Here is a 14,169-nt window from a genome sequence, read left to right as displayed (position 1 = left end):
TGGGGGTGGTCCATCAGGCGCCCCGGCTCTCGTGCCGGTCGGTGGGGTGTCCCGGGTCGAAGGGCCGGCCACTGCGCTGAAGCAGGTAGCCGCCGATCACGAACAGCCCGCCCAGCACGAGGAAACCGGCGTCCCACCATGCCTGGTACGGGCCACCGTGGACGTGGTGAATACCCAGGATCTGGTGGTCGAGGATGCCCTCGAACAGATTGAACAGGCCCCAGCCGACCAGGGTCCAGCCCCACAGAACGCGCGAGGTCCACACCGCACGCCGGTTGTGCGTGACCCGGGAGTACAGGATCGCCAGGCCGGTGAGCACGGCGATCCAGCACACCACGTGGAAGATGCCGTCCCACACGGTGTTCATCTCCAGCCCGGACACCGTGTGGGGGTCGTAGTACTTCACCCCGATGTGATCGTGGTTGGTGCTGGTGAGCATGTGGTGCCACCGGAGCAGCTGGTGCAGCAGGATGCCGTCGACGAATCCGCCCAGCCCCACACCGAGCACGATGCCCGGCAATCGGATACTCCTCGGCTGCGAAAGGCCGGCCCGCGCTTCGCCCGTCGTGGTGGCCATCGCCTGTCTCCGCTCCTGCCTCTGGAGTCCGCCGGAAGGTGCCTCAGCGGCAGGTTCCCCTCTCCACGGCACTCACGCGCGGGCGTGTCCTCCATCCGGTCGAACCGGACTTCGGTCAGTCGCGGGGGCGCAGGCTGGCCTCTTCGAGGTCGAGTTCGTGCTGGATCCGGCGCCGGGTGGCGTTGCTGATCTTGTTCGCTTCGTAGAGGTGCTGCAGCTCGGCCGCCTCGATGGCGATGAGGGTCCGGCGGATCTCGCGGTAGGCGTCGGCAGGACGCGCGTCCGGGTCGCTGTAGTGGGCGTCTTCCTCCTGGTGGATGCGCGCTTCCAGCTGACGCCGGGCCTGTTTCAAGGCGGCCTGCGCGGCGGCGCCCAGGTCGGCGAGCTCGTCCAGATCGCCGAGCTGCTTGAGCTCGTCGAGAGCGGCAGCGGCGATGTGCCGGCGGGTCCGCGCCTCCTCGCGGGCGGTGTGCTCCGGTTCCAGGGCGATGCCGGAGCGGCGGACCACAGGGGCCAGCGTGAACCCCTGGAAGACGAGAGTGAGCGCGACGGTCCCGGTGGTGAGCGTGAGAACGAGTGCCCGGTGCGGCAGCGGCGCGCCCGTGTGGGTGACCAGCGGGATGGACAGCGCGGCGGCCAGCGGCATGACACCCCGGGTGCCCGCCCAGGACAGGACGGCCGGAACGCGCCAGGACAGGCGGTTGTCGCCCAGCCTGTGCCGGTGATGGATCAGGGCGGACAGCGGGAAGATCCACAGCAGCCGGATCGCCAGCAGAGTGAAGGCGATCACCGGCACCCACAGCGGCCAGCCGTGCTCGTCGCGCGCGAGCTGGCGGACGGCCGAGGGCAGCTCGAGGCCGATCAGGGCGAAGACGACGCTCTCCAGCAGGAAGGTGACGGTGTCGTAGACGGTGTGGACCTGGAGGCGGACGGAGGCGTCGCTGAGCTTGTGGCCGGTGCTGCCGAGGACGACCCCGGACACGATGACGGCGGTCACGCCGGAGGTGTGCGACTGCTCCGCGATGACGTACGAGGCGTAGGGCGTGACCAACGCGATGACGGTCTCCAGCATGAGGTCGTCGGTCCGTCTGCGGATCAGGGTCACCACCGTGGCGACCGCCGCACCCATGAGGGCTCCTCCGCCTGCGAGAAGCAGGAACTGCAGGGCGGTCCCGGGCACGCTGATGGCGCTGCCGGTGACCGCGGTCGCCACGGCGACCTTGTACAGGACCAGCGAGGTGGCGTCGTTGAACAGGCTCTCCGCCTGCACCAGGGCCTGCACGCGCGGCGGCAGCGACAGACGCCGGCCGAGCGCGGTGACGGCCACGGGGTCGGTGCTGGCGAGGACGGCGCCGAGGATGAGCGCGGTCGCGGCGGTGAGCGGGGTGATCTCGGCGGCCACGTACCCGACGCCGATGGCGGAGGCCAGGACCAGACCGAAGACCAGTCCGCTCACGGGCCTCCACACGGTGCGCAGGTCGCGGACGGAGATCTCCCCGGCCGAGGCGTACAGCAGTGGGGGCAGCACCAGCACGCTGATCACATGGGGCGCCAGCCGCACTTCGGGAACCCAGGGCATCAGCCCCACGACCACACCGGCGATGACGAGGAGTGAGGGAGCGGGCAGGCTCCAGCGCCGGGCACCGGCCGCCACCGCTGTGGCCAGGATGACGAGCAGCAGGACGACGATCAGGCCGGTCATGGAGCGTCCCCAGGGGGTCGACGGTCAGTGTTCCTGGGCCGTGGGGCGGACCATGATCTCGTTGACCGCGACATGCCGGGGCTGAGTGATCATGAAGGTGATGGCGCGGGCGATGTCCTCGGCGTCCAGCCAGGCGTTCCGCGGCAGGCCACGGGCGGCGGCCGCCCCGGGGCCGGTCCCCATCTCGGTCGCCGTCAGACCCGGCTCGATCAGCCCCACCCGGATGCCCCGTCCGGTCACCTCCTGGCGCAGGGCCTCGCTGAACGCGCCCACCGCGTGCTTGGTCGCCGAGTAGACACCGTTGTTACTGCGCACCACCCGGCCGCCGACCGAGCTGACATTCACCAGATCGGCGACCCCACGCGGGCCGTTCGCCGCCGCGCGGAGCAGATGGGGCAGGGCCGCCTGCGACAGGTGCAGGACAGCGGTGAGGTTGAGACCGACCATCCGCTCCCACTCGGCCGGGTCGCCCTCCTCGATGGCGCCCATGGCCACGTAACCGGCGTTGTTCACGAGCACGTCCAACCGGGTGAAGCACTCCACGGCCTCCTCCACGGCCCGACGTGCCTGCGCCGCGTCCTGGAGGTCGGCGGTGAGAACCCGGCACGAGCCACCCCGGTCACGGATCACCGCGGCCAGATCCTCCAGCCGCCCGGTACGGCGGGCGACCACCGCCACAGCGGCTCCCTGCCCGGCGAGCGACAGGGCCGTGGCCGCACCGATGCCGCTGGACGCGCCCGTCACCAGCGCCGCGCAGCCCGCCAAGGGGGCATCGTCGCCGGCGACGGCGGCGTCTGCCGTCGTGACGCCCTGATCCGCCGCTGCCGCGTGCCCGCCGTCCGGATCCCTCACACTCATGATCACCCTTCACAGGTCGTCCCGCCCAGGGCAGGCCGAGGTGCCGCGGACCTCGCACGCCGCCCACCGGCGAGGTGCCGCCCTGCTCTTCGAAGCTTGCACCACGCGGTCCAAGACCGCCTCCGCGCATGCCTCCGCGCCCCCGCCGCTTCCCTTCCCTGTGTGACCGGGCCCCTGCGACTTCCCCGGCGCCAGGTCACGTTTCGGTATCCCCGCGCACACCCCTAGGCCGTACCGACTGGTCGGTACTAGCCTCTGCGCAATCTCCCCGTCCGGACACAGACCCCGGGGTTCGGCCCACCTGGCCGAACAGTGCTCGTGCCCGCCCCACCGCAAGGCGTGGACTGTCCGCACCCACCGCACCGGGCCCATGGGGCCCGAACCCAGGAGCCGCCGCATGACTGCCATGCCCGCTTCGCCCGACGACACGAATGTCAGACCGGCCGATACCGGCACGCCGGAAACCCCCCACCGCGTCGCACGCCTGTGGCGCCGCGAACTGCACCACTACCCCGCCACCTCACGCCGGATGGCGTACCTGGGGATCGTGGTGCTGACCACCGTGGTCCTGTACTACGCCCTCTACGTGCAGTACGCGGTCGCCACCTCGATCATCACCCACTTCCACATGACCTACGGCTATTTCGTGTGGGTCAGCGTCATCGGCAACGCGGTCGGCGCCTTCGCCTCGCTCGTGGCGGGCCTCGCCGACCGCTGGGGCCGGGCCAACATGGTGGTCTACGGCCTCCTCGTCGCCGCCCTGCTCAGCCTCCTCGGCCTGCCCAACGCCCCCGACAAGAGCACCTACCTGGTGCTCTTCGCCGCCCTCAGCTTCATCGAAGGCATCGTGCTGGTGGCCACGCCGGCACTGATCCGGGACTTCTCCCCACAGCTCGGCCGGGCCACCGCGATGGGCTACTGGACCATGGGCCCGGTCATCGGGAGCCTGGTCGTCACCGTCGTCACCAGCAGCACCCTGTCCTTCGCCAGTTGGCAGGACGAGCTTCGCTACTCCGGCTGGGCCGGGCTCGCCGTCTTCGTGCTGGCGCTGGCGGGGCTGCGCGAACTGTCACCCCGGCTGCGCGACCAGATCATGGTCAGCCTCCGCGACCGTGCGCTCGTCGAAGCGCGGGCCAAGGGAACGCAGCCGGGGACGGCGGCCGCGGGCCACTGGCGGCAGATGCTGCGGCTGGACATCGTCGGCTCGGCCACGGCTGTCAGCCTCTTCCTGCTGCTCTACTTCGGCGCCGTAGGAAACTTCGTCGTCTATTTCTCCGCGACCTTCGGCTACAGCGAGCAGCGCACCAACGGGCTGGCCAACTGGTACTGGGCGGCCAACGCGGTGGCGCTGGTGGTGGCGGGGCTGCTCTCCGACAAGCTGAAGGTGCGCAAGCCGTTCATGCTCGTCGGAGCCCTCGGCTCGATCGCGGTCACGACCCTCTTCGCCCTGCACGCCACGGAGCCGGGCACCGGTTACTACACCTTCGCCGCACTGTTCGTCGCCATCGGTGTGCTCACCGGGGTCGCCTACGCGCCCTGGATGGCGAGTTTCACCGAGACCGTGGAGAAGCAGAACCCGGCCGCCACGGCGACCGGTCTGGCCGTGTGGGGATGGATCATCCGGGCGGTGGTCGCGATCTCCACGGCGTTCGTCCCGGTCGTGGTGACGTCGGCGACGCCGCTGGTCGAGCACGGCGCCCAGGTGAAGGCCGCAAGCGTCCAGGCCGCGCCCGCCCTCGCCATCATCGACGCGCACCCGCGGCTCTTCGCCAAACTCCAGGCGTATCCCCCGAACGCGGTCCCGCCGGCGCTGGCGGCTCAGGCGGCGCGCGAGGTCGGGGTGGACGGCCTGGCGACCGTGCGCAAGGCTCAGCCGCAGCTGGCGCTGCTGCAGCGCTACGGCTCCCAGGTGAAGAACGCCGCGGACCAGGGCCCAGGACAGTGGCGCACCTGGTGGCTGATCTGCGTCGCCGGGCAAATCGTCTTCCTGCCGTTCATCTTCGTCATGGCCGGCCGCTGGAGCCCGCGCAAGGCCCGCGACGAGGCGCTGGAACACCAGCGCGCCGTCGACCGCGAACTGGCGGCCCTCACGGAGAAGGGCGACTGATCCCACGTCCTCCCGACAAGGCGTGTGGCATGATCACGGGCGCCAGGTGCTCCACACCTGGTGGCTGTGATCATGCCGCGTCTGCGGCCCCTTAGATCTCCCTGCCGGCAGGTGAGGGGGTCCCCTTTCGAAGGAGACTCCGATGCCTGCCATATCTCATGTCGCCAAGCCCGCGCAGTGGGCGAACTACCGGCGCGCGGTCGTGGACATCGCCTTCCCCGGGCACAACGTTCGCGTCACGCCGGATCCCCCAGGCAGTGCGTCGGCCTGCGGTGGTGGCCGGCCGTCGGAGGGGACGCGGCCGGTACCCACGCCGAAATCAGCGCGGCCGTCGTCGGCATGAACGACGCCCAGGCCAGGGCTCTGGGCCGGCGGTTCGGCCAGGACGCCGTGTTCGCCTGGTCGCCGGCCTCGTGGCGACTGCTGGGCTGTGCCGACGCGTTCCACGACACGGTCGCCACCGGCTGGCACGCCGCCCTCTTGGGCCGCGACGTGGGCGAGCCCTCCGTGGTAGGTTCTGCGTCGCTGTACGTTGCCGCGACCGAGGAGGTGAGACCGATCAACGCTGTGACAGGTCGGGGCTCCCTCTTTCACATGGCCTAGGGAGTGCCCGCAGAAGGCATCCCGAAAGGCTTGAAACGCTGTGCGCTTCAGCTCTGAGACGTCGTCCGACGGCGTCCGTGAACAGCTCTTCACCCTCGATGAGATTCCCGGCGTGCTGTGGACGCCGGCAGGTGCCGCCGGTACGCGGCCCCTCATCCTGATGGGACACGGCGGCGGCCGGCACAAGAAGGCCCCCGACATCGTGGCCCTTGCCCGCCGCTTCGTGACCGAGTGCGGTTGCGCGGTTGCGGCGGTCGACGCGCCTGGCCATGGCGACCGACCGGTGGACCAGGAGTACGACCGGATCGCGGCCGAGAACCAGGCCCGCGTGGCCGCCGGGGAGGAACTGGCTCCCCTGGTCGCCGGTTTCCAGGCGCTCGTGGCTCGCCAGACCGTCCCGGAATGGCGGGCGGTTCTGGACGCAATCCAGGCCCTCGACCACGTCGGTGCCGGTCCGGTGGGCTATTGGGGGGTGTCGTTGGGTTGCGGACTCGGCGTTCCGTTCGTAGCCGACGAACCCCCGGTCCGCGCGGCCGTGTTGGGGCTGGGCGGGGCGTTGGCGGCAACGGAGGCCGCCGGCAGGATCACGGTCCCGGTGGAGTTCCTGGTGCAGTGGGACGATGAACGGGTGCCGCGCGCCCACAGCTTGGCCCTGTTCGACGCCTTGGCCTCCACCGAGAAGACCCTGCACGCCAACCCTGGCAGGCACGGAGAGATCCCGGCACACGAACTGGACAGCACCCTACGGTTCTTCACCCGGCACCTCGGCTGACGGCGCCGCGTGCGGACGGAAGGTGCGGCCCCTGCCCGCTCCGTGACCGCGTCTGCTGCCGCCGCGATCTCAAGGAGCAGGAAGCCGCCCTTTCCGCCCGGTTTCGTGCGACGGACCCGCCCTCCGGCCGCGTAGAGCAGTCGACGGATTCATCCACGGAGGGGACTGCACAGTGACAGGGCATGCACTCAAGGGGGCACTGAGGGGTGCCCGGGGTACGGCGGTCGCGGCGGCGGTGATGGCCGTGCTGACCGCGTCGCAGGCGCCGGGGGCGGTCTCGGTCGAGGCCACGGAGCCCGCGCGGGGGGCGGCACCGGCCGAGCACGGCCCCAGCGTGTCCGGCGACACCCCGTACCGCACCGGTCTTCCCCCGCTGCGGACGCGGAAGAAGGGCTCGGCACCGGCGGAGACCGGCGGCGGCGCCCTGCCGGCGAGCGTGTTCGCCGCCTACCGGCGTGCCGAGGAGGAGCTGGCGCGCAGCGCGCCCGGCTGCCGGCTGCGCTGGCAGTTGCTGGCCGCGATCGGCCAGGTGGAGTCCGGGCAGGCATGGGGAGGCCGGGTCACCCCGGACGGTACGACCGTGACGCCCATCCTCGGCCCGCGGCTGACCGGCGGCGCCTTCGCCGCCGTGCCGGACACGGACGGCGGCGCGTACGACGGGGACGCGGTGTACGACCGCGCGGTCGGCCCGATGCAGTTCATCCCGTCCACCTGGGCCCGCTGGGGCGCGGACGGCAACGGCGACGGACGGGCGGACCCGGACAACGTCTACGACGCGGCGCTCGCCGCCGGCCGCTACCTGTGCGCGGGCGGCCGGGACCTGTCGCACCCCGCCGACCTGGACCGGGCGATCCTGGGCTACAACCACTCCGACGCCTATCTGCGCACCGTCAAGGCCTGGTACGCGTACTACCTGACCGGGCACCGCGTGGTGCCGGACGCGTCCGGCGGGTCCCGGTCGGACCGCCCGAAGCCGTCCCACCCGAAGAAGCCGAAGCCCTCGCCGACGACGCCCTCGGACGACCGGAAGCCGGGCCCTGGCCCTTCGCGCACGCCGTCGACGCCGCCCGCCTCACCCTCACCCGCACCCAGCCCGTCCCGTACGGCCGGCGTCCCGAAGGCGTCCCAGACCCCGCCGGTGCCCGTCCCCGAGCCGACCCTCACGCTGCCCGGCGGCGGTGTGCTGCCCGACGCGGGGCCGCTGACCATCGGCAACGGCTAGAACACGATGGGCGCCGCCCCCTCCACAACCGCCCCTACCCGGCGGTAATGTCGCCACACCCGCCGGAAGCACAGGACCGGCGGGTGAGTGCGAAGGGGCCCTCATGGCGACGGACATGCCTGCGGACACAGCGGCCGCCGACGAGCGTTGGCAGCGGATGTGGAGCCATCGCGAGCAGCTGCTCAAAGTGGCCCGGCGGCGCTCCATGAGCCAGGAGGACGCCGAGGACGCCGTGCACGAGGCGATGCTGCGGGCCGCGGAACGCCCGGACCTCGACGACGAGCGGCTCGGCGCCTGGCTGACGACCGTGACGATGCGGCTGTGCGTCGACCGGTACCGGCAGGTCAACCGCGAGGCCGAGGTGGGCAGCCGGCCCACGCTCGTCGCGCCGGGTCCGGTACCCGTCGAGGAGGTGGTGTGCGACCGGGCGGAGGCGAAGTGGCTCGCCGTGCGCAGCGGTGAGCTGCCCGCCCGGCAGGCGGAGGCGCTCCGGCTGAAGTCCGAGGACCTGGACGTCAGCCAGGTCGCGATGCGGATGGGGCTCAGCTACCGGACCGTCGAGTCTCTGCTCGCCCGCGCCCGGCGGACGCTGCGCGCCTCGCTGGCCGGGACGCTCGCGCTGGTGCTGTTCCTCATCGGGCGCGGGCGGCTGCGCGGCGGCGGCAAGGCCCAGGCGGTCGCGGTGACCTCGACGGCGGCGACCCTGGCGGTGGCGGGGTTCCTGCTGCCGTACGCGCTCGATGCGGGCGGAAACGGGAACGGTCCCGCGCCACGCCCGGCCGTGTCCGGCGACGCGCAGGTCCTGCGCAGCGAGGCCACGGGCCCAGGGGACGTCCCCGGGGCGCGCGCCCCCCTGCCCCCGGCGCCCGGGATACCGGGCCGGACGCCCTCGCGCAGCGGTGGCACGTCCCTGCCGCTGCCGGTGTCCGTGCCGTCCCTGCCGGACGCGTCCTCGCTCCCGGACCTGTCGGCGCCCAAGGTCCCGCAGGTGCCCGACGTGCCGACGGTGCCGGGCCTGCCGACCGCCGTACCGGACCTGCCGACAAGGTCGGTCGCCTCGTCGGCGCCGTCGCTTCCCCCGATCCCGGCGCCTCCCGCCGTACCGTCCGCTCCGCTCTCCGCTCCCGCCGCCGTTCCCACCCCGAGGACCCCCACCAGCACGCCGTCGCCGAAGCTGCCGTAACACCCCGGTAAGCGCGTCCGAACGCGGCCGAAAAAAATCTTCGGTCGCCGCGACGGACGCCCCGCCCCTCCCCGTAGAGCAGATGTCGGAGCTGCTCACGGGCGAGTGCACGGGCGAAGGGTGGAGCGGATGGGTGTCGAGATCTGTGTGGAGGGGCTGACCAAGTCCTTCGGCCACCAGGTCATCTGGCAGGACGTCTCGCTGACGCTGCCCGCCGGTGAGGTCTCGGTGATGCTCGGCCCCTCGGGGACGGGCAAGTCGGTGTTCCTCAAGACGCTCGTGGGGCTGCTGAAGCCGGAGCGCGGCTCCATCACGATCCAGGGCCGGGACATCACCAGGCTCCGGGAACGCGACCTGTACGAGGTGCGGAAGCTGTTCGGCGTGCTGTTCCAGGACGGCGCGCTGTTCGGCTCGATGAACCTGTACGACAACATCGCCTTCCCGCTGCGCGAGCACACCCGCAAGTCCGAGAGCGAGATCAAGCGGATCGTCCTCGAGAAGATGGACATGGTCGGGCTGATCGGCGCCGAGGAGAAGCTGCCCGGCGAGATCTCCGGCGGCATGCGCAAGCGGGCCGGGCTCGCCCGCGCCCTGGTCCTCGACCCGGAGATCATCCTGTTCGACGAGCCCGACTCGGGCCTGGACCCGGTCCGCGTGGCCTACCTCAACCAGCTCATCGTCGACCTCAACGCACAGATCGACGCGACCTTCCTGATCGTCACCCACGACATCGCCTCGGCCCGCCAGGTCCCGGACAACATCGGGCTGCTGTTCCGGCGCGAGCTGGTGATGTTCGGGCCCCGCGAGCAGCTGCTGACCAGTGACGAGCCGGTCGTACGGCAGTTCCTGAACGGCCGGATGCAGGGGCCGATCGGCATGGCGGAGGAGAAGGACGCGGCCCAGGTCGAGCAGGAGCTCGCCCAGATCGACGAGGGTCCACGGCCCCAGGAGCTGACTCCCCGCCTGCTGCCCGGCCCCGGCATCGCCCGCCCGCCCCGCTGGGAGGCGATCGCGAGACGCGAGGCCCAGCTGCACGGGGCGGGGGTGACGGGCTCATGAGGCTCTCCCCCACGGGTGCGCTCCGGCACTCGGGCAACCTCTTCGCGATGGCGCTGGACGTCGTCCGTACCCTGCCCCGACGGCCCTTCCAGGCACGGGAGTTCATCCAGCAGGCGTGGTTCGTCGCGAGTGTCACGATCCTGCCGACGGCGCTGGTCTCGATCCCCTTCGGGGCGGTCATCGCGCTGCAGATCGGCAGCCTGACCCGGCAGCTGGGCGCGCAGTCCTTCTCCGGTGCCGCGTCCGTGCTCGCGGTGCTGCGCGAGGCCTCGCCGATCGTCACCGCGCTGCTGATCGCGGGCGCGGGCGGCACGGCGATCTGCGCGGACCTCGGGGCGCGCAAGATCCGGGACGAGATCGACGCGATGCAGGTGCTCGGCATCGACCCGATCCACCGGCTCGTCGTACCGCGGGTGCTGGCGTCGATGGTCGTGGCCGTGCTGCTCAACGGCCTGGTCTCGGTGGTCGGTGTCGCGGGCGGCTACTTCTTCAACGTCGTCCTCCAGCACGGCACGCCCGGCGCCTACCTGGCGTCCTTCACCACCCTCGCCCAGCTGTCCGACCTGTGGGCGGCGGAGATCAAGGCGCTGGTGTTCGGGGCCATCGCGGCGATCGTCGCCTCGTACAAGGGGCTGACGGCGCAGGGCGGCCCGAAGGGCGTGGGCGACGCCGTCAACCAGTCCGTGGTGATCACCTTCATGTTGCTGTTCGTGACCAACTTCGTGATGACCGCGGTGTACTTCCAGGTCGTCCCGCAGAGGGGTTAGCCGATGAGACCGCAGAAACTCCTCGACCGCCCCTTGCGCTCCCTGGAGGAGCTGGGCACCCAACTGTCCTTCTACGGCCGCTCGCTCGCGTGGACGGGCCGCACCCTGCGCCGCTACAAGAAGGAGATCCTGCGGCTGCTCGCCGAGGTGAGCTTCGGGCGGGGCGCGCTCGCCGTCGTCGGCGGCACGGTCGGCGTGATCGCGTTCCTGTCCTTCTTCACCGGCACCGAGGTCGGCCTGCAGGGCTATGCGGCCCTCAACCAGCTCGGCACCTCCAACTTCGTGGCGTTCCTGTCGGCGTACTTCAACACCCGGGAGATCGCCCCGCTGGTGGCCGGGCTCGCCCTGTCCGCGACGGTCGGCGCCGGGTTCACCGCCCAGCTCGGTGCGATGCGGATCAGCGAGGAGACCGACGCGCTGGAGGTGATGGGCGTCCCGTCGCTGCCGTTCCTGGTGACGACCCGGATGATCGCCGGCTTCGTCGCGGTGATCCCGCTGTACGTGATCGGGCTGCTGTCCTCGTACCTGGCCGCCCGCACCATCACCACCGGCTACTACGGGCAGTCGACGGGCACCTACGACCACTACTTCCACCAGTACCTGCCGCCCGTCGACGTGTTCTGGTCCTTCGGCAAGGTGATCGTCTTCGCCGTGCTGATCATCCTGGTGCACTGCTACTACGGCTACCACGCGAGCGGCGGCCCGGCCGGAGTCGGCGTCGCGGTGGGCCGGGCGGTGCGGACGTCGATCGTCGCCATCAACGTCCTGGACTTCTTCCTGAGCCTCGCGATCTGGGGCGCCAACACGACCGTACGGATAGCGGGGTGAGAGCGGTGCGCATGCACAGAACGAGACTCAGGCTGTACGGCATCGCGTTCCTCGCCGTGCTCGCGCTGCTGCTGTCGCTCTCGGTGGCCGTCTACCAGCAGGCGTTCACCTCCGTCGTGCCGGTCACCCTGGAGGCCGGCACCCTCGGCAACCAGCTCGATCCACGCGCCGACGTCAAACTGCGCGGGCTGCTGGTCGGCGAGGTGCGCGAGGTGCATTCGGACGGCAGGAAGGCGACGCTCGACATCGCGCTCAAGCCGCAGTACGTGCCGTACATCCCCGCGGACGTGCGCGCGCGGCTGCTGCCCAAGACGCTGTTCGGCGAGAAGTACGTGGACCTGGTGCCGCCCGCGCACACCTCCGAGCGGCCCATCCGCGCCGGGGACGTCATCACCCAGGACCGCACCAAGGTCGGCATCGAGGTGCAGCAGCTGATGAACGACCTGCTGCCGCTGCTGCGCACGGTCCAGCCGGGTGAACTCAACGCCACACTCTCGGCGTTCGCCACCGCGCTGGAGGGCCGCGGCGACCGGATCGGCGACAACCTCACCCGGGTCGAGGGCTATCTGCGCCGGCTCAACCCGCACATGCCCTCCCTCAAGGAGGACATCTCGCGGTTCGCGGACGTCGCCGAGGTGTACGGCGACGCCGCGCCCGACCTGATGCGGATCCTGCGCAATACGGTCACCACCAGCCGGACGATCGTGGAGAAGCAGGACCAGCTGGCCGCGGGGCTCCGCTCGACCGCCGCCATGGCAGGCACGGCGAACGACTTCCTGTCCGGCAACGGCGACCGGCTGATCACCCTGGGCCGGGTCTCCCGCCCCACGCTGGAGCTGTTCGCCCGCTACTCCCCCGAGTACCCGTGCCTCTTCCAGGGCCTGGTCCGGCAGGAGAAGGCGTCGGAGGACGCGTTCCGGGGCGGCGAGATGCGGATCACCCTCGAGGTCGTCCGGCCGCAGGGGGCGTACCGGCCCGGTGAGGAGCCGGTGTACGGCGAGCGGTCAGGACCGAACTGCCGTGGCCTGCCGCATCCGCCCGTGCCCGGGTCGAAACCCCATCTGAACGACGGTACGTCGGCCGGAGGTTCCGGCGGCGCACTCCCCGGAGGTGCTCAGGTGTCCGCCACCCGGGCCGAGCAGCGGGCCGTCGGCTCGCTCGTGGCCCCCGTCATGGGCGTCCCCGCCGACCAGGTGCCGCCCGTCACGACGCTGCTGTTCGGTCCGCTCGCGCGCGGAACGGCGGTGAGCGTCGCATGAGCAGGTCAGGAGCCCGGCAGACCGCCGCCCCGCTGGTCAAGTTCAGCCTCTTCGCGCTGGTCACGATCGCGGCGACGGCGCTGCTCGCCGCCACCATCGTCAACATCTCCTTCATCCCGAAGGACACCTACCACGCGGTGTTCACCGACGTCACCGGGCTGGAGACCGGCGACGACATCCGGGTGGCCGGCGTGCGGGTGGGAGAGGTGGAGGGCATCCGGATCAAGGACCGGACCCTGGCGGAGGTCACGTTCACCGTCGACGCCGACCGGCCGCTGCTCGCGGGGACCCACGCGGTCGTGCGCTACCGCAACCTGGTCGGGCAGCGGTACATCGCGCTCACCGAGGGCCCCGGTGACGTCACCGCCCGGCTGCGGCCGGGCGGCACCATCCCGCTGTCCCGGACCCAGCCAGCGCTGGACCTCAACGCCCTGCTGAACGGCTTCAAGCCGCTGTTCGCCGCGCTCAGCCCGAGCGACGTCAACCAGCTCGCCACCGAGATCGTCCAGACCCTCCAGGGCGAGGGCGGCACGGTGAACAGCCTCCTGGCGCACACGGCCTCGCTCACCACCACCCTCGCCGACCGCGACAAGCTGATCGGCTCCGTGGTCGACAACCTCAACACCGTCCTGGCGACGCTCGACAAACGCGGCTCCCGCTTCTCCGACCTGCTCACCCAGCTGCGCCGGGTGGTCTCGGGGCTGTCCGCCGACCGCAAGCCCATCGGGGAGTCGCTGGTGAGCATCGGCGACCTCACGGACGTCACGTCGGGGCTGCTGAAGGACGCGCGTCCACCGCTGAAGGACGACATCGCCGGGCTCGGCGATCTCACCGGAACGCTGAACAAGAACCAGAACACCGTGGAGGGCGTCCTGAAGCGGCTGCCGAACAAGCTCAACAAGCTGACGGGGACGGCCTCGTACGGCTCGTGGTTCAACTTCTACCTCTGCGACTTCGACGGCCGGATCGTGCTGCCGAAGACCAAGCAGGTGATCACCCCGGAGCTGCACGTGGCGCGGGCGAGGTGTGGCGGATGAGACTGCGTGCCCCAAGACGGCGGCGCCGCCCGGAGCCCCTGGTGAAGGTGCGCGTCCTGCCACCGCAGCTGCCGAAACTCCCCCGGCTGCTGCCCAGGCGCACACCCCGCCCCGAGCCCCTGGTGAAGGTGCGCGTCCTGCCGCCCCAGCTGCCGGGACTCCCCCGGCTGCTGCCCAGGCGCACACCCCGCCCCG

13 protein-coding genes are annotated in these 14,169 nt (G+C 71.4%); 10 read left to right on the top strand and 3 right to left on the bottom strand.

What is annotated here, in order from left to right; translation table 11 throughout:
• Window positions 1-13: 13 nt before the first annotated feature.
• The 3 genes from AB0950_RS07460 to AB0950_RS07450 form a co-directional block, all read right to left on the bottom strand.
• Complete coding sequence (locus AB0950_RS07460) at window positions 14-577, bottom strand: DUF2243 domain-containing protein (protein ID WP_366778034.1); 564 nt, start codon at window positions 575-577, stop codon at window positions 14-16.
• Window positions 578-692: 115 nt separating this feature from the next.
• A complete protein-coding gene (locus AB0950_RS07455) occupies window positions 693-2,279 on the bottom strand; it encodes a Na+/H+ antiporter (RefSeq protein ID WP_360161803.1) in 1,587 nt (528 codons plus the stop codon).
• A 24-nt stretch (window positions 2,280-2,303) separates the two neighbouring features.
• Entirely contained in the window at window positions 2,304-3,137 is an 834-nt protein-coding gene (locus tag AB0950_RS07450) for an SDR family NAD(P)-dependent oxidoreductase (RefSeq protein ID WP_366778033.1), read from the bottom strand.
• 397 nt (window positions 3,138-3,534) lie between these two features.
• On the opposite strand from AB0950_RS07450, the gene AB0950_RS07445 reads away from it, so the two are divergent.
• The 10 genes from AB0950_RS07445 (at window position 3,535) to AB0950_RS07400 (ending at window position 13,974) form a co-directional block, all read left to right on the top strand.
• Entirely contained in the window at window positions 3,535-5,244 is a 1,710-nt protein-coding gene (locus tag AB0950_RS07445) for an MFS transporter (protein ID WP_366778032.1), read from the top strand.
• 72 nt (window positions 5,245-5,316) lie between these two features.
• Entirely contained in the window at window positions 5,317-5,847 is a 531-nt protein-coding gene (locus tag AB0950_RS07440; protein WP_360161849.1) for a DUF3293 domain-containing protein, read from the top strand.
• Window positions 5,848-5,887: 40 nt separating this feature from the next.
• Entirely contained in the window at window positions 5,888-6,619 is a 732-nt protein-coding gene (locus AB0950_RS07435; RefSeq protein ID WP_366778030.1) for an alpha/beta hydrolase, read from the top strand.
• Window positions 6,620-6,791: 172 nt separating this feature from the next.
• A complete protein-coding gene (locus AB0950_RS07430) occupies window positions 6,792-7,841 on the top strand; it encodes a lytic transglycosylase domain-containing protein (RefSeq protein ID WP_360161811.1) in 1,050 nt (349 codons plus the stop codon).
• 103 nt (window positions 7,842-7,944) lie between these two features.
• The gene (locus AB0950_RS07425; RefSeq protein ID WP_360161813.1) at window positions 7,945-9,024 is read left to right on the top strand and encodes a sigma-70 family RNA polymerase sigma factor; all 1,080 of its coding nucleotides are present in this window, start codon (window positions 7,945-7,947) and stop codon (window positions 9,022-9,024) included.
• A 129-nt stretch (window positions 9,025-9,153) separates the two neighbouring features.
• Window positions 9,154-10,083 (top strand): ABC transporter ATP-binding protein, encoded by a 930-nt coding sequence (locus AB0950_RS07420; RefSeq protein WP_366778029.1) that lies wholly within the window; start codon window positions 9,154-9,156, stop codon window positions 10,081-10,083.
• Entirely contained in the window at window positions 10,080-10,850 is a 771-nt protein-coding gene (locus AB0950_RS07415) for an ABC transporter permease (RefSeq protein ID WP_093478077.1), read from the top strand. Before AB0950_RS07420 ends, AB0950_RS07415 begins: the two co-directional genes overlap by 4 nt.
• Window positions 10,851-10,853: 3 nt before the next feature.
• Complete coding sequence (locus tag AB0950_RS07410; protein ID WP_360161817.1) at window positions 10,854-11,678, top strand: ABC transporter permease; 825 nt, start codon at window positions 10,854-10,856, stop codon at window positions 11,676-11,678.
• 11 nt (window positions 11,679-11,689) lie between these two features.
• Window positions 11,690-12,937 carry an MCE family protein gene (locus tag AB0950_RS07405; RefSeq protein ID WP_366778028.1) on the top strand — a complete coding sequence of 416 codons (1,248 nt, stop codon included), beginning with the start codon at window positions 11,690-11,692 and terminating at the stop codon, window positions 12,935-12,937.
• Entirely contained in the window at window positions 12,934-13,974 is a 1,041-nt protein-coding gene (locus tag AB0950_RS07400) for an MCE family protein (protein WP_360161821.1), read from the top strand. Before AB0950_RS07405 ends, AB0950_RS07400 begins: the two co-directional genes overlap by 4 nt.
• Window positions 13,975-14,169 lie beyond the last annotated feature (195 nt).

Origin of the sequence: Streptomyces sp. NPDC007189 (genome assembly GCF_040703635.1) — a bacterium.
Classification (GTDB): Bacteria; Actinomycetota; Actinomycetes; order Streptomycetales; family Streptomycetaceae; genus Streptomyces.
This window is presented reverse-complemented; position numbering and strand designations above follow the sequence as displayed.

Bases quoted from the DNA above. Each gene is read 5' to 3' on its own strand.
- AB0950_RS07400 (WP_360161821.1), top strand. From the start codon at position 12,934: ATGAGCAGGTCAGGAGCCCGGCAGACCGCCGCCCCGCTGGTCAAGTTC.
- AB0950_RS07460 (WP_366778034.1), bottom strand. From the start codon at position 577: ATGGCCACCACGACGGGCGAAGCGCGGGCCGGCCTTTCGCAGCCGAGG.
- AB0950_RS07420 (WP_366778029.1), top strand. From the start codon at position 9,154: ATGGGTGTCGAGATCTGTGTGGAGGGGCTGACCAAGTCCTTCGGCCAC.
- AB0950_RS07415 (WP_093478077.1), top strand. From the start codon at position 10,080: ATGAGGCTCTCCCCCACGGGTGCGCTCCGGCACTCGGGCAACCTCTTC.
- AB0950_RS07455 (WP_360161803.1), bottom strand. From the start codon at position 2,279: ATGACCGGCCTGATCGTCGTCCTGCTGCTCGTCATCCTGGCCACAGCG.
- AB0950_RS07425 (WP_360161813.1), top strand. From the start codon at position 7,945: ATGGCGACGGACATGCCTGCGGACACAGCGGCCGCCGACGAGCGTTGG.
- AB0950_RS07440 (WP_360161849.1), top strand. From the start codon at position 5,317: ATGCCGCGTCTGCGGCCCCTTAGATCTCCCTGCCGGCAGGTGAGGGGG.
- AB0950_RS07405 (WP_366778028.1), top strand. From the start codon at position 11,690: ATGCACAGAACGAGACTCAGGCTGTACGGCATCGCGTTCCTCGCCGTG.
- AB0950_RS07450 (WP_366778033.1), bottom strand. From the start codon at position 3,137: ATGAGTGTGAGGGATCCGGACGGCGGGCACGCGGCAGCGGCGGATCAG.
- AB0950_RS07410 (WP_360161817.1), top strand. From the start codon at position 10,854: ATGAGACCGCAGAAACTCCTCGACCGCCCCTTGCGCTCCCTGGAGGAG.
- AB0950_RS07445 (WP_366778032.1), top strand. From the start codon at position 3,535: ATGACTGCCATGCCCGCTTCGCCCGACGACACGAATGTCAGACCGGCC.